Origin of the sequence: Olsenella absiana (assembly GCF_036408855.1) — a bacterium.
In the GTDB taxonomy this organism is placed as follows: Bacteria; Actinomycetota; Coriobacteriia; order Coriobacteriales; family Atopobiaceae; genus Olsenella_K; species Olsenella_K absiana.
The window spans coordinates 76,431-92,585 of the sequence record NZ_JAZGJQ010000005.1 but is presented as its reverse complement, the minus strand read 5'-3'; the positions used below and the strand labels follow the sequence as shown (position 1 = coordinate 92,585).

12 protein-coding genes and 4 tRNA genes are annotated in these 16,155 nt (G+C 68.4%); 4 read left to right on the top strand and 12 right to left on the bottom strand.

Annotation, left to right across the window (positions count from 1 at the left end; genetic code table 11):
• Positions 1 to 8: 8 nt before the first annotated feature.
• The 6 genes from pknB to VXJ25_RS06000 all read right to left on the bottom strand — a co-directional run bounded on the left by pknB (position 9) and on the right by VXJ25_RS06000 (position 9,503).
• On the bottom strand, positions 9 to 2,027 hold the full coding sequence (gene pknB, locus VXJ25_RS06025; protein WP_330958310.1) for a Stk1 family PASTA domain-containing Ser/Thr kinase: 2,019 nt from the start codon (positions 2,025 to 2,027) through the stop codon (positions 9 to 11).
• A gap of 144 nt (positions 2,028 to 2,171) precedes the next feature.
• Entirely contained in the window at positions 2,172 to 5,012 is a 2,841-nt protein-coding gene (locus tag VXJ25_RS06020; protein WP_330958309.1) for an FtsW/RodA/SpoVE family cell cycle protein, read from the bottom strand.
• A 4-nt stretch (positions 5,013 to 5,016) separates the two neighbouring features.
• Entirely contained in the window at positions 5,017 to 6,384 is a 1,368-nt protein-coding gene (locus VXJ25_RS06015; protein ID WP_330958308.1) for a Stp1/IreP family PP2C-type Ser/Thr phosphatase, read from the bottom strand.
• A complete protein-coding gene (locus VXJ25_RS06010) occupies positions 6,381 to 6,794 on the bottom strand; it encodes an FHA domain-containing protein (protein ID WP_330958307.1) in 414 nt (137 codons plus the stop codon). The genes VXJ25_RS06015 and VXJ25_RS06010 overlap by 4 nt, the downstream gene beginning before the upstream one ends.
• Position 6,795: 1 nt before the next feature.
• Positions 6,796 to 7,812: a DUF3662 and FHA domain-containing protein gene (locus VXJ25_RS06005; protein WP_330958306.1), complete on the bottom strand. Its 1,017-nt coding sequence runs from the start codon at positions 7,810 to 7,812 to the stop codon at positions 6,796 to 6,798.
• Positions 7,809 to 9,503, bottom strand: coding sequence for a serine/threonine-protein kinase (locus tag VXJ25_RS06000; RefSeq protein WP_330958305.1), 1,695 nt, complete (start codon positions 9,501 to 9,503; stop codon positions 7,809 to 7,811). Before VXJ25_RS06000 ends, VXJ25_RS06005 begins: the two co-directional genes overlap by 4 nt.
• A gap of 266 nt (positions 9,504 to 9,769) precedes the next feature.
• Between VXJ25_RS06000 and VXJ25_RS05995 the strand changes: the two genes are divergently transcribed.
• Positions 9,770 to 9,856: transfer RNA gene (locus VXJ25_RS05995), tRNA-Leu, on the top strand.
• Positions 9,857 to 10,115: 259 nt separating this feature from the next.
• Here the strand turns inward: VXJ25_RS05995 and VXJ25_RS05990 are convergent.
• Complete coding sequence (locus VXJ25_RS05990) at positions 10,116 to 10,337, bottom strand: DUF6724 family protein (RefSeq protein ID WP_330958304.1); 222 nt, start codon at positions 10,335 to 10,337, stop codon at positions 10,116 to 10,118.
• A gap of 130 nt (positions 10,338 to 10,467) precedes the next feature.
• Here VXJ25_RS05990 and serS point away from each other — a divergent pair, with 130 nt between their 5' ends.
• Positions 10,468 to 11,754: a serine--tRNA ligase gene (gene serS, locus VXJ25_RS05985; RefSeq protein WP_330958303.1), complete on the top strand. Its 1,287-nt coding sequence runs from the start codon at positions 10,468 to 10,470 to the stop codon at positions 11,752 to 11,754.
• Positions 11,755 to 11,958: 204 nt separating this feature from the next.
• Here serS and VXJ25_RS05980 read toward each other — a convergent pair.
• A tRNA-Ala gene (locus tag VXJ25_RS05980) sits at positions 11,959 to 12,034 on the bottom strand.
• 185 nt (positions 12,035 to 12,219) lie between these two features.
• Between VXJ25_RS05980 and VXJ25_RS05975 the strand changes: the two genes are divergently transcribed.
• On the top strand, positions 12,220 to 12,648 hold the full coding sequence (locus VXJ25_RS05975) for a hypothetical protein (protein WP_330958302.1): 429 nt from the start codon (positions 12,220 to 12,222) through the stop codon (positions 12,646 to 12,648).
• A gap of 68 nt (positions 12,649 to 12,716) precedes the next feature.
• Here VXJ25_RS05975 and VXJ25_RS05970 read toward each other — a convergent pair.
• Positions 12,717 to 12,793, bottom strand: a tRNA-Arg gene (locus VXJ25_RS05970).
• Between the two features lie 174 nt (positions 12,794 to 12,967).
• On the opposite strand from VXJ25_RS05970, the gene VXJ25_RS05965 reads away from it, so the two are divergent.
• Positions 12,968 to 14,290 carry an alkaline phosphatase family protein gene (locus VXJ25_RS05965; protein ID WP_330958301.1) on the top strand — a complete coding sequence of 441 codons (1,323 nt, stop codon included), beginning with the start codon at positions 12,968 to 12,970 and terminating at the stop codon, positions 14,288 to 14,290.
• Positions 14,291 to 14,344: 54 nt separating this feature from the next.
• On the opposite strand, the gene VXJ25_RS05960 is transcribed toward VXJ25_RS05965, so the two are convergent.
• From VXJ25_RS05960 to VXJ25_RS05950, 3 genes are all read right to left on the bottom strand, one after another.
• Positions 14,345 to 14,435 (bottom strand) — tRNA-Ser (locus VXJ25_RS05960).
• A 40-nt stretch (positions 14,436 to 14,475) separates the two neighbouring features.
• Positions 14,476 to 15,447 carry a tRNA glutamyl-Q(34) synthetase GluQRS gene (gluQRS, locus tag VXJ25_RS05955; RefSeq protein WP_330958300.1) on the bottom strand — a complete coding sequence of 324 codons (972 nt, stop codon included), beginning with the start codon at positions 15,445 to 15,447 and terminating at the stop codon, positions 14,476 to 14,478.
• Positions 15,447 to 16,148 carry a GNAT family N-acetyltransferase gene (locus tag VXJ25_RS05950; RefSeq protein WP_330958299.1) on the bottom strand — a complete coding sequence of 234 codons (702 nt, stop codon included), beginning with the start codon at positions 16,146 to 16,148 and terminating at the stop codon, positions 15,447 to 15,449. Before VXJ25_RS05950 ends, gluQRS begins: the two co-directional genes overlap by 1 nt.
• Between the last annotated feature and the right edge of the window lie 7 nt (positions 16,149 to 16,155).

Sequence of the window (16,155 nt, the reverse complement as noted above, 5' to 3'; positions counted from 1 at the left end):
CCCACCGGCTAGTTCGTGCCGGTGTCCGTTCCGGTCCCCGTGCCAGTGCCCGTCCCCGTGCCGCTGTCCGTACCCGTGCCGGTGCCGGTGCCGGTACCGGCACCGGAGTTGGATCCGCCGCCCGTGGTGGAGCTCGTCCCGGAGGAGACCCCGATGGTGATCGAGGCTCCCTTGCTGGCGGTGCCCGTGGAGGACTGCCAGACGACCGTGCCCGCCGCCTTGCTGCTCGAGACGGTGCTCGAGGAGACGGAGAATCCCGCGCTCTTGAGGCGCGTGGTGGCGGTGGACTCGTCGAGGCCGACTACGTCGGGCACCTCAACCTGGGCGGCGCCGAGCGAGACGGTGATGTCGACCTCCGAGCCCTTGGTCGCCTTGCCCGTGACGCTCTGGTAGGAGACCACGCCCTCCTTGTACTTGTCGCTGTAGTCGGAGGAGACGACCACGGAGAAGCCCGCGTTCTCGAGCGCGGAGCGGGCGTTCTGCTCGCTCATGCCCACGACGGAGGGGACGTCGACGGACTCGGTGCCCTTGGAGAGCTGGTAGGTGACCGTGTCGCCCGCCTTGACGGTGGTGCCGGGGGCGGGGCTCTGCTGGGCGACGTTGCCCGTCTCGACAGAGTCGGAGTAGACGGAGTCGCCGGCAGAGGCCACGAGGTTGAGCTTCTTGAGCGCCGCCTCGGCCGCGGAGGGCGTCATGTTGGTGAGGTCGGGCACCGTCACGTCCTGCGCGGGCTCCTTGCCCTTGGAGATGACGAGGTTGATCTGGGTGCCTTCGGGGGCGTCGTTGCCGGCGTCGGGGTCCTGGTCGATGACCAGGCCCTGACCGACCGTGCTGGAGTACTCCTCCTTCACGGTGCCGCTCGTGAAGTAGTTGGTGGCGTCGATCTGCTGGATGGCCTGGTCCTTGCTGAGACCGATGAGGTTGGGGACCGAGCGGGTCGCCGGGTGCGAGAGCGCCCAGGCCGCGGCCGCGAGCGCGGCGATAAGGGCGCAAACGACGAGGGCGATGGCGATGTTACGGTGCCGCCTGTGCTTGCGCTGGGCCTCGAGCTCCGTCGCGGACTGCTGGCGGAAGCGCTGGCTGCTCGTGGCGGAGGGATTGCGCGTGCGGCCGAGCTGTGAGGTGTCTCCGCCGATGGGCTGCACGCGGTTGGCGCGCGGGATGGGGTTGGTCACCATGGGGCTGATCGTCGCCGTGGTGACCGCCTGGAGCCTGCCTGCGAGGTAGTCGCGCAGCGCGTGGTAGAGCTCGTCGGCCGTCTGGAAGCGGTCGGCGGGGTTCTTCTGCATGCACTTGAGGATGATCGATTCGAGCGCGGCGTCCACGTTGGGGTTGATCTGGCTGGGGGGCTTGGGCTGCTCGTTGACCTGCTTGAGGGCGACGGTGATCGCGTCGTCTCCGTCGAAGGGCACTCGGCCGGTCGCTGCCTCGTACATCACGATGCCGAGGGAGTAGAGGTCGGTCGTGGGACCGAGCTCCTTGCCCTGGGTCTGCTCGGGCGAGACGTAGTGCGCCGTGCCGAGCACGGAGTTGTCCGTGGTCAGGTGGCTGTTCTTGGCCCGCGCGATGCCGAAGTCCATCACCTTGATGTTGCCGTCCGGCTGCACCATGATGTTCTGCGGCTTGATGTCGCGGTGGATGATGTCGTGGCGGTGCGCCACGGAGAGCGCCTGGGCTATCTGCGAGCCGATCTGCGCGACCTTGCGGCAGTCGAGGGCGCCGTGCTTGCGGATGCCACTCTTGAGGTCGGTGCCGCGCAGGTACTCCATGATGATGTAGTAGGTGTCGCCGTCCTTGCCCCAGTCGTAGACGGAGACGATGTAGGGGCTCTGGAGGGCGGCCGCCGCCTGCGCCTCCTGCTTGAAGCGCGCTGCGAACGAGGGGTCGGCGGCATACTGGGGGAGCATCGTCTTGATGGCGACGGTCCTCCCCAGGACCTTGTCGAGACCGCGATAGACGATCGCCATGCCGCCGGTGCCGATCTTGTCCTGCACTATGTAACGGCCACCGAGAACTCTACTAGGCATCCACTGCTCCTATCGACAGCGTGGAACCCCCACGCAAGGTACCGACCCTGACGGCGCTCGGCTTGTGCCGGCGTCCCACCTGACCGCTACGCGCGGCTCCCCAGGGAGGCTCCTGCGGCCGAGCCGCCTCCCCGCGCCGCAAGATCACGAGGCCGCCCCCGCGGACTGCACGGCGAGGCACTGCGCGAGCACCCTGCCGGCGACGCGGGTCGCGACCCCCGTGACGTCCTGCCCGTTGCCCTCGATGCAGATCGAGATGGCGAGGGTCGGACTATCGTACGGCGCGAAGCCCACGAAGAGGGAGTTGATGGAATTGCTGCCCACCTGGGCGGTTCCGGTCTTGCCGGCGACCTCGTATCCGTTGACGCGAGCGGCGGTGCCGGTGCCGGAGGTGACGACCTCGCGCATGCCCTCCTTGACCTTGGCCGCAGTCTCGGAGGAGACGGCCTGGCCGAGGGACTTGGGGCTCGTGGTCGAGGTGGTCACGCCCTCGGGGGAGAGGATGTGGTCGACGACGTAGGGGTTCATCACGATGCCGTTGTTTGCGATGGCGGAGGCCATCACGGCGTTCTGCATGACCGTCGTCTGCGGGCCGGCCGGGCTCTGGTGCTCGCCCACGGGCTGGCCACAGGCCGCCCACGCGGTCTCCCAGCTGGTCATCTCGGAGGGGTTGGGCATGAGCGACGCGCTGCAGGAGAAGTCCTGGCCGAGCGCGGTGCCGTAGCCGAAGGCCTTGGCGTAGCGGACGAGGGTCTCCGGCCCGACCTGGGTGCCGACCTGGCCGAAGACGGTGTTGGCCGAGTAGGCCAGCGCCTCGCGCAGGGTGATCTCGCCGTAGCTCGCGTCCCGGTCGTTCGTAACGGCGCGGCCGTCAACGTCGAGAGACGAGGGCGCGGAGTAGGTGCTGTCGAGCGAGGCAGCGCCCGAGTCGATCGCCGCGGCGAGGGTGATCACCTTGAACGTCGAGCCGGGCGTGTAGAGCTGGGTGGTGCGGTCGAGCAGGGCGGAGCCCGACGAGTTTATCGCCGAGTCGATGTCGTCGAGGGCGTAGGTCGGGTTGGAGGCCTTCGCCAGGACCGCGCCCGTCTGGGGGTTCATGACCACGATCGCGCCCTGGTAGCCGCTGAGCGCGTCCTCGGCCGCCAGCTGCATCTGGTAGTTGATCGTCAGGACGACGGAGGAGCCCGCGTTCCTGACGCCAGCCAGCGAGTTCAGGGCGCCGGACCAGGTGGAGTAGTTGGAGTTGCCCGAGAGCGTGTCGTTCATGCTCATCTCGATGCCGGTGGCGCCGTACTGGGTGGAGATGTAGCCCACCGTGTGCGCCGCGACCGAGCCGTGTGGGTAGCTGCGGGCGTACGTGCCGTCCGCGCGCGCCAGGCTCTCCGCGAGGGTCTGGCCGTCGGAGGTGATGATCGCGCCACGCTGGACGTAGGCGGTCTTCCTGATGGTGTGGTTGTTGCCCGGCATCTCCTGGATGTCGTGAGCCTCGATCACCTGGATGTAGGTGAGGTTGGCGATGAGCAGGGCGAAGAGGACGGTGAAGATCGTGATGAGCCTGGTCAGGCGGTTGCCGAGGGCGACTCGGCCGAGGACGCCGGACTCGGGGGTGTCGAGGCCGAAGCTGCCGCGGACGTGCGAGCCGCGCGCGACGGCAGAGACCCTGCTCGCGGCACCCGGCGCCACACGCGCGGTCGTGCCGGAGGCGATCTCCGCGCTGCGGCCCGTGCCCTCGTCGCCTGCGCGCAGGAGCAGGCCGACGATGATGAAGCTCGCGAGGAGGGAGCTGCCGCCCTGGCTCATGAAGGGCAGGGTGACGCCCGTGAGGGGCAGCAGCCGCGTGGTGCCGCCGATGATCAGGAAGGCCTGGAAGGCGATCGCGCAGGTCAGGCCGATGGCCGTGAAGGCCGAGACGTCGGACTTGGCGCGGGCGGCCGTGGCGAAGCCGCGGACCGAGAAGATCATGTAGCCCATGATGACCGCCGAGGCGCCGAGCAGGCCCATCTCCTCGCCGATGGCAGAGAAGATGAAGTCGGAGGCGACGACGGGGATGAGGGTGGGCAGCCCCTTGCCGATCCCGGAGCCGATGAGGTCGCCGTCGGCCAGGGAGTAGAGCGACTGGATGAGCTGGTAGCCGCCGTCGGGGTTGCCGAAGGGGTCGAGCCAGATGGCGACGCGGTTCTGGACGTGGCCGAAGGTGTGGTAGCAGAAGACGCCGCCCACGGCCAGAAGGACGAGGAAGACGAGGACGTAGCTCGTCCGTCCGGTCGCGGCGTAGAGCATCACGATGAAGAACGTGAAGAAGAGCAGGGCGCTGCCGAGGTCGCGCTCGAAGATGACGACGAGCAGGCTGATGCCCCACATCACGAAGAGGGGCGCGAGCATGCGCGGCCGCGGAAGCGCGAGGGGCCCGAAGTGGCGGGTGGAGGCCGAGAGCAGCTCGCGGTTCTCGGCGAAGTACGCCGCGAGGAACAGGATGATGAGGATCTTGGCGATCTCGCCCGGCTGGAAGGAGAAGGACCCGAAGGTGATCCAGAGCCTCGAGCCGCCGCGCTCCGTGCCGACGAGCATGGGCAGGACGAGCAGCGCCACGCCCGCCGCACCCATCGTGTACTTGTAGCGTGCGAGGTCGTCGAGGCTCTTTACCGCGACGAGGGTCGCTACCATGGCGCCCACGGAGACGAAGAGCCACATCACTTGGCGGATGGCGTCGTCCGGCGCGAGGCGGGTGACGAAGGCGATGCCGATGCCAGAGAGTACGAAGGTGACGGGCAGGATGACCGGGTCCGCGCCGGGGGCGAGGAAGCGGATGGCGACGTGGGCCACGGCGAAGGCCGCGAACAGGCCGAGCGGCACCGCGAGCGTATGGAAGCTGAGCGGCGTCTGCGTGTTGGCCACGTACATCGCATAGAGGAGCACGACGGGGATGGCCCCCGCGCAGAGCAGGAGAAGCTCGGTGTTCCTCCTCGTTGCTATCGTCCTCGCCATGTGATCACCTGCCCTCCGTCTGGTCCTCTGCCCCGCTCTGGGTGTCGGCCTTCGCGACCGCCTGCCCCTCCGCCGTCTGCGCTGCCTCCGCCGGCGTCGCCGAGCCGTCCTCTGCCGGGGCCGACGGGGTGTCCCCGGCGCCCGCGGTCTGGGCGCCCGCGGAGCCGGAGGCGCTCTGCGTCTCGGCGGCCGCCTGGGCCGCCTTGGTCTTCTCCTGGTCGATCTGGTCGCGGTAGCGCTCGACGGTCACGTGCGCCTCCTGCTCGGAGGAGACGTGAATGCCGCCCTTGAGCTGGTCTTGGATGGCGACGGGCAGGTCGCTCACCTCGACCGACGAGGTCTCGACGAGCTCGTTGAGCGAGATGCCGAACAGCTCGTCGTTGATGCCTCGGTACACGCCGACCGTGCCGCCGTTGTCCCCGACGTACCAGTCGTTGCGGATGATGGCCCCGATGCCCCCGGCGATCGTCGCGAGCGCCACGAGGGCAATCGCGACCCACACGGCGACGCTCCTGCGACGGATCTTGCGATGGACCTCGGCGAGCCCGTCGTCGAGGACGTCGACGACCACGACGGTGACGTTGTCGTGGCCGCCCGCCGTGAGGGCGGCGGAGACGAGGTTGTCGGCGGCGGCCTGGGGCGTCACGCTGGAGATGGCCACGGACTCGAGGTCCTTGTCGGCCACCATGCTCGAGAGGCCGTCGGAGCAGATCACGACGCGGTCGCCCGCGGTCACGTCGAGCAGGAAGTGGTCCGCGTACATGTCCGGGTCCGAGCCGAGCGCGCGGGTGATGATCGAGCGCGACGGGTGCGTGCGCGCCTCGTCGGCCGTTATCTCACCGGCGTCCACGAGCTCCTCCACGTAGGAGTGGTCGTGCGTCAGGCGTACGAGGGTGCCCGCGTGCAGGAGGTAGACGCGCGAGTCGCCGACGTGGGCGATCGCCATCTTGTTCTTCTCGATGATGACGCAGGTGGCGGTGGAGCCCATGCCGGGCTTGCCCTGACCCCGGTCCGCGCTCATGAGGACGGCGGCGTTGGCCGACTCCACGGCGGCGCCGAGCGCGATGTCGTCGGCGTGCTCGGGCGCCATGGCCCCGATCGTGTCGACCGCGATCTTGCTCGCGACCTCGCCCGCCGCGTGGCCGCCCATGCCGTCGCACACGCAGAACAGCGGCGCGCGCACGAGGAAGGAGTCCTCGTTCTGGCCGCGCACGAGGCCCACGTCCGAGCGCGCCCCCCAGGAGAGGGCGTCGGAGCAACCCGTGGAGGTCGAGGCGCCCGCGCGGTTGACCACCGGCATCTCGTTTCTTCCCGGGGCGTTGACCGGCTCGGCCGACTGCTCCTCGTCGAGGGTGGGTGCGTCGTCGCTCATCGGCGGCTCACTCGCATGATGGTGTCGCCTACCTGGACCTCGTCGCCCTCGCGGAGGGTGACGGGCTGGGTGATGCCGTGCCCGTTCACCAGGGTGCCGTTGGTGGAGCCGAGGTCCTCGAGGACGAGCGCCGGGCCCTGCAGGGTGAAGCGGGCGTGGGTGGCCGAGACGAACGGCTCGTCGATGACGATGTCCGAAGAGGGCGCGCGCCCGATGACGACGGGGCCGAGGATGTCGACGTGCAGGCCGCGCAGCTGGCGCGAGCCCTTCTCGACGTCGACCGACCAGATCGCCGCGTCGCGGCGCTGGCCGCGCACGAGGCCGATGCCCGTGCGCATCGCGGCGTACAGGAAGAGGTACAGGACGACGACGAGGAGGATGCGACCCGCGAAGAGAACGAGGTCGATCATGCTAGTCCTCCTTGAACGTGAGGTTCACGAGGCCGATCGTGATGACGTCACCGTCCCTCAGCGAGCACGCCTCCACGTCGATGTCGTTGACCAGGGTTCCGTTGGTGGACTTGAGGTCGTGGATGACCCACTCGCCGTTGTCGTAGACGATCTCGGCGTGGCGACGCGACACGTTGGGGTCGTGCAGGACGATCCCGCCGGGCACGCGCTCGCGGCCGATGGCGGTGCGCTGCGTGGTGACGGGGTAGCTGCGCCCGGTCTCCTGGTCGATGAGGCGGCAGGTCGCGGGCCTCGTGAGGGAGGTGGGGGCGATGACCTCGTGGACGTCGGTCGTGGACACGGGGACCGTGGCGTCCGAGGTGGACCCTGCGAGCTCGACGCTCGCGGGCGTGGCGGGGGAGGATGCCTCCTCGGCGTCGTCCGAGCCCTCGCGGCGCAGGAGCGCCTCGTCCACCACGTCGTCGATCGCGGAGTCGGGCATGACCTCGAGGCCAGCCGAGCTGCTGCCGAGGCCCGCGTCCGCGGGTCCCGCCTCCGGGCTGGGGACGGGCGCCGCGCCCGCGCCGGGGGCCTGCGCGGTGGGGGTGGGGGCAGGGGTGGGGGCCACGTTGAGGTAGGCGCTCTCCTCGGCGCGCAGGCGGGCGAGCGTGCGCGGGTCCACGTTCTCAGCGAAGACGGCGAAGCGGCCTTGCTTGAGGCTCGGGTCGACCATGAACCTCACGAGGGGCTTGCCGACGAAGGTGTAGGCGCGCTTCTTGGCCTGGGCCTCGACCAGGGAGGAGATCTCCTCGGTGATTTGCGGGTAGAGCATGCGCATGTTCTCGTCATCGGCGGTCGAGACGAGGACCGTGTAGAGCGCAGGTGCCGTGTCGATGCCGTCGATGACGAAGGTCTCGTCCTCCATCTCGCGGACGGCCTTCTTCGCAAGCTTCTTGAAGGAGAAGGGCTCGGACTTGACTCCGCCGCCCGCGCCGAAGATAGAACCGATGCGCTCCTCGAATATGTCCAGGACGTTCATGCTCGCTCATCACCTTCCGCGTCGCCACCGGGGCCGTGAAGGACGGTCGTGACACACATAATCACTCCTAAGACTACCGCAACGCCAAATGAGGGCAGATCGCCAGCGCCTGGGTTGGCGATATTCTCCATCTGAGCCCATGCAAACTGAAACGATGCTAAGACGAGCGCGGAGAGCGCGTAGCCGGCGATGCAGCTCGCCCTGGTGCCGCGCGCGACCAGCAGGGAGCAGACCCACGAGGCCGCGGCGACGCCGGCGAGCGAGGCCCAGCTGCCGGGGTCGCCGGCGGCGGCGACGACGCCCGCGAGCAGGCCCCGGGCGTCGAGCCCCCAGGTGCCGACGAGCTCGGACCCCCGCTCGAGGAGCCAGGCCGCCACGGCCGTCCCGAGCGCCGAGGCGGGCGGAAGGGTGCCCCCGGCCGCCGGGACCGCGGCCTCGGGCGAGCCGAGGACCAAGGGGGCGAGCAGGGCGAAGGCGCCGAGGCGCTGACGGCGGCCTATGGAGACCCACCAGAGCAGTGCGGCCAGCGCGAGCAGGAGGGCGAGGGGGAAGACGTCCGCCGTCGCCCCGGAGGCGATCGCGAGCAGGCTCGAGACGGTCGCGAGGGGGACGCCGAGCACGGGGAGGGCGGCCGTCGCGGCGGCACCGGCGCCGCAGCAGGCGGCGAGAGCGCCGCCGTCGAGGGAGAAGGCCCGAGGCAGCGTCCGCCACAGGACGGCGGCGGTCGGCAGGGCCGCGGCCGCGCGCACGAGCGCGCCCTCGAGCCAGGGGAAGCGCTCCCAGGGCGTGAGCTGGCCACCGTCCGGCGACGAGGCCGGCCCCTCCTCCTCGCCGGACTGCGAGATGAGCCAGGCGAGCGACTCCTTGCCCTCCCGTGCGTCCCCGAGCGCGCGCACGACGCCTCCCACGAGCTCCGCAACGGAGGACATGCGAGCGGCGGGGCTGGGGTCCAAGGCCCTGAGCAGGGTGCTCTCCACGACGCCGGCGAGCTCCGGCTCCACGTGGGAGAGCGACGGCGTGGGTCCGCGCCGAATCTTCTCGAGCGAGCGCTCCGGAGTGGCGGCGGCATAGGGGCAGCTGCCGGTGAGGGCCTGCCAGGCGACGACCGCGAGGGAGAAGACGTCGGTGCGCTCGTCCACGTAGTCGCCACAGATCTGCTCGGGGGGCATGTACCCCACGGTGCCGCCGCGGGCGCCCTCGAAGCCGGCGGCCGAGGCGAGTGACGCCATGCCGAAGTCGGCGAGCTTCACGGTGCCGTCGCGCGAGATCATGATGTTGGCCGGCTTGATGTCGAGGTGAAGGACGCCGTTCTCGTGTGCGAACTCGAGGGCCGACCCCACGCTCTCCAGCACGTGGGCGCACTCGTCGAAGGTGAGGACGCCCCCCTCCACGCGCGCGAGGAGCTCCTGGAGGTCCAGGCCGTCCACGTACTCCATCACGAGGTAGGAGCTCTGCGCGTCCGTCTCGAAATCGTAGACGGTGACGATGTTGGGGTGGGAGAGCATGCTCGAGGTCCTGGCCTCGCCGAGGGCCTCCTCGAGGGTGGAGGAGGGCACGGCGCCCTCGGAGACGGTCAGGGGCATGCGCTTGATGGCTACGCGGCGTTGCAGGCGCGTGTCCCAGCAGGTGCTCACGGTGCCGAAGCCGCCCTCGTCGTTGGTCGAGAGGATGCGGTAGCGTCCGAGGAGCATGCGCGCCGCCCCCGCGCCCCCTACCGGCGCGGTGGGGGCGGCGTCCGGGGCGAAGGCTCCAGAGGTCCGCGTGTCCGGGTCTGTTCTCGCTGCGTTGCGCACGACGGCTCCCTCGGTCGCGCCGGCGTCCGAGCGGCCGGCGTCTCGCGATGGCCCTCCGAAGGGCTCCCCTGGAGGGGCCATTGGAGACGCCATTGTACAGAAAAAGAATGTCCTAAGATTGTCCTTGCACTTTCCCCAGCGGTAGTAGTAGGATATGTGCTCACGCGGGCGTGGCGGAATTGGCAGACGCGTACGGTTCAGGTCCGTATGAGAGCAATCTCATGAAGGTTCAAGTCCTTTCGCCCGCACCATTGCAAAGTATGAGCACCTCCGTAGGCTTGGCCTCCGGAGGTGCTCTTCTTATGGACGGCTCTTCCGTTGCGCGGCTTACGCCCAAGGCAGGCCCCTCTCTCGGTGCAGGCCAGGCGCAAATCGGTCGCAAACCGCAGGTACGAGTCGGGAAAGGGGAGAGGGCGGGACTGCCGCCTCGCCCTCTCCCTATGCCCGCGCCCGGGCGGGTGGCTATGTATGTAAGTGGATGTAAGTGGAAGGCCGCGCGAGGCCCTCGTCCTAGTGGTTGTCCTCGTCGAAGTCCGACCAGCCGCTCTCGTCGTCATCGTCGAACAGGTCCCAGTCGTCCTCGGACTTCTCGTGGTTGTAGAACTCGCGGCGCGTCTTGCGCTCGAGGACGACGGCGATGATGAGGAAGAGGATGATTCCACCCACGACGAGGCACGCGACGCCGGGTCGGGTGCCAAACAGCCAGTCCATGAATCCAGATGCTGCGCTCATACGTGCGCCTTTCGTTATGTAACCTAGCGGAACCTCGCCAAGTATATACTTGGTCATCAAGTGTAACGGAACCAAGACGGTGCTATCACAAGGTGCGTGAAAGCCGCACCCCCGCCGAGAAGGGGAGCTTATGCTCGACATTAAGTTTGTACGAGAGAATCCCGACGTCGTGGACAAGTCCTGCGCGTCGCGCCAGAACGCGCACTGGGACCGTGAGAGGTTCTTCGAGCTCGACGAGGAGCGCCGCACCGTCATCGTCGAGGTGGAGAAGATCCAGGCGGAGCGCAACGCCGTCTCCAAGCAGATCGGCCAGCTCATGCGCGAGGGCAAGAAGGACGAGGCCGAGGCCGCAAAGGCCAAGGTCAAGGCCAACAAGGACCGCATGGACGAGCTCAACGAGAAGCGCGGTGCCGTCGAGAAGGAGCTCTTCGACCTCGTCGCCGCCATCCCCAACATCCCGCACGAGTCCGTGCCCTACGGCAAGGACGACTCCGACAACCCCGAGGTGCGCCGCTGGGGCGAGCCCACGACGTTCGACTTCGAGCCCAAGGCCCACTGGGACCTCGGCCCCGCGACCGGCATGATCGACTTCGAGCGTGGCATCAAGCTTGCCGGTACCCGCTTCTACCTGCTCGGGGGCGCTGGTGCCCTGATGGAGCGCGCCCTTATCAACTTCTTCGTCGACGAGCACGTCAAGGCCGGCTTCAAGGAGTGGTGGCCTCCCGTCATCACCAACTACGACAGCCTTTTCGGCACCGGCCAGCTGCCCAAGTTCGACGAGGACCTCTATCACGTGAGCGGCGGCATGTACCTCATCCCGACGGCCGAGGTCATGCTCACCAACATCCATCGTGACGAGATCCTCTCCGGTGACGACCTGCCCCTGTGGTACACGGCGTTCACGCCCTGCTTTCGCGAGGAGGCCGGCTCCGCGGGACGCGACACGCGCGGCATCATCCGCGTGCACGAGTTCGACAAGGTCGAGATGGTCAAGTTCGCCAAGCCCGAGGACTCCATGAACCAGCTCGAGTCCATGGTCGCCGAGGCCGAGCGCATGCTCCAGCTCCTCAAGCTCCCGTACCACGTCGTCACGCTCTGCACCGGCGACATCGGCTTCTCCGCCACCAAGTGCTATGACCTCGAGGTCTGGCTGCCGAGCTACAACGCCTACAAGGAGATCTCCTCCTGCTCCAACTGCTGGGACTTCCAGGCGCGTCGTGCGAACATCCGCTACAAGGACCCCAAGGAGTTCAAGGGCACGCGCCTCGTGCACACCCTGAATGGCTCCGGCCTCGCGGTCGGTCGCACCATGGCCGCGATCATGGAGAACTACCAGAACCCCGACGGCTCCATCACGGTGCCCGAGGTCCTGCGCCCCTACATGCGCGGCATGGAGGTCATCAAGCCCATCGCGTAGCGGAACCGCTATCGCAAGGCAGCGCGAGAAGAGCGAGGGGGAGGCCTGGCGTCGAGCCGGGCCTCCCCCTCGAGCCGTTACGCGCTGGCAGGCGCCGCCGCCGACGCGCGAGGGAGGCCCTCCCGGCGGGGTCCGCACAGGCATCGGCGTCGCGACTACTTCTTGTCTAAAGAAAAAGGCCCGGATACCCGGGCCGAAGATTCATGGTGGAGAATAGGGGATTCGAACCCCTGACCTCATGACTGCCAGTCATGCGCTCTCCCAGCTGAGCTAATTCCCCAATCAGTTGGTGCGGTAGATACTTTACCAAAGACTCGTCCGCGCGCAAGCCCCAATTTTAATTCACGGTCTGTCCATCTCTGAGCGGTCACCCCATTCTCGATTCTAGAAAAGACAAGAACAGGTGTTCCCATAGCGCTCATGGAGTAGTACAATTGTTCCCATCACAGGGGATGGGAGGCAATCATGGGAGGCTATCCGCAGGAGCACAAGGGCTACACGCTCTTGGAGGTCGATGACGGGGACGAGACGAGGAGGGTCTTTGGCTTCGAGGAGCCCGGCGGCCTTGGCGTCGGGGAGATTACACGAGGCGAGCTGACGATGTGTGTCTTCGGGACGGACGCCCACTTCCACCAGATAACCCTCGCCGAGAGAGACTACGAGAGGTGCGCCCGCCTTCTCGGCGCGGCGGACTCGCCCGAGGACGCAGGGGACCTGGTCTGCCAGTTGCGTATCTGGTTCGGGGCGACAGGGTTCTTCCTGAGCGATCTCATGGACCTGCTCGACCGGGAGGGCGTGCGCTACGGCTACCTCAATGACTGCAGGGGCGCCGGCGTCTCATACCATGCGGTCAACGGCTTCGGAGGGGAGGAGGGCCACCTGAGGCTAGTCTAGCTGGGGGGCGGGTGCCTCTTTGGTCTTTTGATAAAAAAGGAGCCCCTTTCGGGGCTCCTTCGAAGTTCTGGTGCGGCCTGAGGGATTCGAACCCGCGACAGACTGATTCGTAGTCAGTTCCTCTATCCAGCTGAGGTAAGGCCGCTTGCGGCTATTTACTATGCCAGTCGGGCCTGGATGAGTCAAGGACTTTTTTCTCCTTTTTGAGAAAAATTTGAGGGATAGAGAAAAACGTGAGGTAGAAGGGGGCGTCAGAGCAGCTGAGGTCCAGTCGCGCGAGGGGGAACCCCCAATTGCGTAAGATGGGAGCGGAGGGAACATGCACAGGCTATTTGTCATGAGCGTCGACGCGCTCTTCACGAGCAACCTCACGGACGTACGGAGGCTGCCAGGCTTCTCACAGGTGCTCGAGCGGGCCGCCATGTTCGAGGACGTGTACGCCGTCTATCCGACGCTGACCTACGTATGCCACGCGAGCATCATGACCGGATGCTGGCCCGACCGACATGGGGTGCCGCACAACCAGCTGCTCGATCCCGCTACGGGCGACCGGGTGTGGTACTGGGACTACGGGAGCCTACGCGCCCCCACCATCTTCGACTGGGCCAAGAGGGCGGGGAGGACCTGCGCCTCGGTCGGATGGCCGGTTACGGCCGCGGCGGACGCGATAGACGTGAACGTGCCCGAGGTCTGGGTCTGCGACCCCCAGATGATGCGGGACGAGCTCTTGCCCCAGGCTCTGGACGAGGTCTACCGGCGGGGGTGCTCGCCCGCCGGCTTCTCCCTCTACGAGCGGCACAAGGACCTCTTGGTCAACAACGCGACGCCCTACCTCGACGAGTTCGACGTGGCCTGCTGCGAGGAGGTCATCGAGGGATGCAGGCCGGACGTGCTGCTCACGCACCAGGCCCACCTCGACCACGTGCGTCACTCCTGCGGCGTGGACTCCCCCCAGGTCCAGGACGCCCTCAGGTTCCACGACTCCCTCGTGCAACGCTGCATCGAGTCCATGCGCCGCGCAGGCACCCTCGACGACACCGTCTTCGTGATCCTCGGTGACCACGGGCACCTGCGCGTGGACTACAAGATCTGCCCCAACGTCCTTCTCGCCCGGGCGGGCCTCATCGACTTGGACGCAGGCGGAGTGCCAGGCTCATGGCGGGCCTACGTCCAGAGCGCCGGCGTGAGCGCACAGCTCTTCGCGCGGGACGGCCGGGCGCTCGAGGAGGCGAGGGCGGCCCTCGCGCCCCTGGTGGAGGACGGGCTCGTGACCAGCGTCCTCACCCGCGAGGAGGCGCGCCGCCTCTACCACGCCGGGGGCGACTTCGCCCTCATGATGGAGGCGGCTCCCAACCACGCCTTCGGCGCGGACTGCACGGGCGAGCTCGTGTGTGCCTCGGGCAGCGAGGACTACCGCTACGCGGTCTCCACCCACGGGCACCTGCCATCGCGCGGGCCCCGCCCACCCTTCGTCGTGGCTGGCCCGGGCGTCGAGCCTGGTCGTTACGTCGGGGCGCGCCTCGTCGACGAGGCGCCCACGCTGATGAGGCTTGCGGGGATTCCCTACGACGAGGCCGCGCTCGACGGAACGGACCTCTTTGGTCCGGGGTCGCCGGCGGTCAGGGTCCCGGACTGGGCATAGCGCCCAAGATAAGGAAAAACCCGCCCGACCTGACGGTCCGGCGGGTGCATTTACTGGCGGAGAGCTGGGGATTCGAACCCCAGATAGGATTTGGTCCTATACTCGCTTAGCAGGCGAGCACCTTCGGCCTCTCGGTCAGCTCTCCAATCAACATGCTTGAGCATCATACCCCAGTGAGGACAAAGTCACAACTTCAACATCTGCGGAAGGTCGCCCACGACGACGTCCTCTGGGTGGGCGCGCAGCGCGTCCCAGGAGAAGCGGCCGACAAGGGCCTCGGCCGAGAGGGCCTCGCCAGGCTCCGCGAGCGACACGAGGGACGCGAGCCAGCCGATCAGCGGCTCGGGGCCGGCGAGGCGCGAGCGGAGGTAGCCGAGGTCGAGGTCGTGGTCCCGCTTCGAGAGGCGACGTCCCTCGGGCGTTATGAGGAGGGGCACGTGCGCGTAGCGGGGATGGGAGTAGCCCAGCAGGTCCTGCAGGTACATCTGGCGCGCGACCGAACCGAGGAGGTCGCTGCCGCGGACGACGAGGTCGACCCCCATGAGGGCGTCGTCCACCACGACCGCCAGCTGGTAGGCGATGACCCCGTCGGAGCGCCTCACGATGAAGTCCCCGCAGTCGCGCGCGAGGTTCTCCCGCCGCTCCCCGAAGACGAGGTCGCGAAACCTCACCTCGGCGGCAGGGTCCTCGGCGTCGGGGACGCGCAGGCGCGTGGCCGGTGGGCGGAGGCGCGAGCGCCGTGCGACCTCGCTCGGCGAGAGGCCACGACAGGTTCCCTGGTACACGTAGGTGCCGTCCGAGGCGTGGGGCGCGCTCGCGGCATGGAGCTCCTGCCTCGTGCAGAAGCACGGGTAGGTGTGGGGGGCGAGCTCGCGCAGCGCCTCGAGGTAGAGCCCGCCCCGGTCGGACTGGAAGTAGGGGCCCTCGTCCCAGTCGAGCCCGAGCCAGCGGAGGTCGTCCACGAGCAGGCCCGCGACCTCGCGGTCCTGCGCCCGGGGGTCGAGGTCCTCGATCCGCAGGACGACGCGCCCGCCCGCGGAGCGGACCGCGAGCCAGCCCATGAGCGCCGAGAAGACGTTGCCCGCATGCATGCGACCGGAGGGCGTCGGGGCGAAGCGCCCGACGGGGCCGCCGTGCGCGCTGTCCCTCCCGGCCACTACCCCTCCTCCCCAAAGAGGGCGCTGGCGTAGGCGTAGACCTCTATCCCGCAGGTGGGGGTCGGCGGCGCGGTGCGGACCCTGCGCATCCCCGCGTGGTCGTAGAAGCCGAAGTCGCAGCCGTCGTCGGTCATGAGGTAGAAGCCCCGCGCTCCCGTCTCCCTGAAGTGGTCGATCGCGGCGGAGAAGAGCCTCCCGCCCACACCCCTGCCCCTGAGCGCGGGTGCCGTCACGAAGAGCTCGACGGAGGCGTCGGCGTAGGGCTCCCCGCTCGCGGCGATCCGGTCGGAGAGCGCCTGCTCGCGCTCGAGCACCTCGATGCCCTCCGTCGTCGCCGCATCCCAGCGCTCCCTCGCGGGCAGCGTCGCCATGAGCAGGTCGATGCGCCTGCGCCAGAGGTTGTAGTGGGGCGCCGACCCGCGGCTCGCGCACAGGATGACCCCGCCGGCGACGCCGTCCTTCTCGGCCACGAGCGACCAGTCGTGGTGGAGGAGGTGGTGGCAGAGCTCGACCGCGCCGAGGGTGCCCTTGAGCGCGGTCGGGGCGTCGGGGAACCAGAGGTCGGCGAGGAGGGGCGCGAGCGCCTCGACGTCGCGCTCCTCGAAGGGGCGCAGCCTTGCTCCGCCCTGCTCGTCCACCCTGTCGCGACGCGGGTCGCATCCCCCTCGCAGCGGCGAGGGGGCCTGGTTTGTGCTCGACATTCGACTC

Excerpts from the sequence above, each read along its gene's own strand:
- pknB (WP_330958310.1), bottom strand. The coding sequence starts at position 2,027 with ATGCCTAGTAGAGTTCTCGGTGGCCGTTACATAGTGCAGGACAAGATC.
- VXJ25_RS06020 (WP_330958309.1), bottom strand. The coding sequence starts at position 5,012 with ATGGCGAGGACGATAGCAACGAGGAGGAACACCGAGCTTCTCCTGCTC.
- VXJ25_RS06015 (WP_330958308.1), bottom strand. The coding sequence starts at position 6,384 with ATGAGCGACGACGCACCCACCCTCGACGAGGAGCAGTCGGCCGAGCCG.
- VXJ25_RS06010 (WP_330958307.1), bottom strand. The coding sequence starts at position 6,794 with ATGATCGACCTCGTTCTCTTCGCGGGTCGCATCCTCCTCGTCGTCGTC.
- VXJ25_RS06005 (WP_330958306.1), bottom strand. The coding sequence starts at position 7,812 with ATGAACGTCCTGGACATATTCGAGGAGCGCATCGGTTCTATCTTCGGC.
- VXJ25_RS06000 (WP_330958305.1), bottom strand. The coding sequence starts at position 9,503 with ATGCTCCTCGGACGCTACCGCATCCTCTCGACCAACGACGAGGGCGGC.
- VXJ25_RS05990 (WP_330958304.1), bottom strand. The coding sequence starts at position 10,337 with ATGAGCGCAGCATCTGGATTCATGGACTGGCTGTTTGGCACCCGACCC.
- serS (WP_330958303.1), top strand. The coding sequence starts at position 10,468 with ATGCTCGACATTAAGTTTGTACGAGAGAATCCCGACGTCGTGGACAAG.
- VXJ25_RS05975 (WP_330958302.1), top strand. The coding sequence starts at position 12,220 with ATGGGAGGCTATCCGCAGGAGCACAAGGGCTACACGCTCTTGGAGGTC.
- VXJ25_RS05965 (WP_330958301.1), top strand. The coding sequence starts at position 12,968 with ATGCACAGGCTATTTGTCATGAGCGTCGACGCGCTCTTCACGAGCAAC.
- VXJ25_RS05950 (WP_330958299.1), bottom strand. The coding sequence starts at position 16,148 with ATGTCGAGCACAAACCAGGCCCCCTCGCCGCTGCGAGGGGGATGCGAC.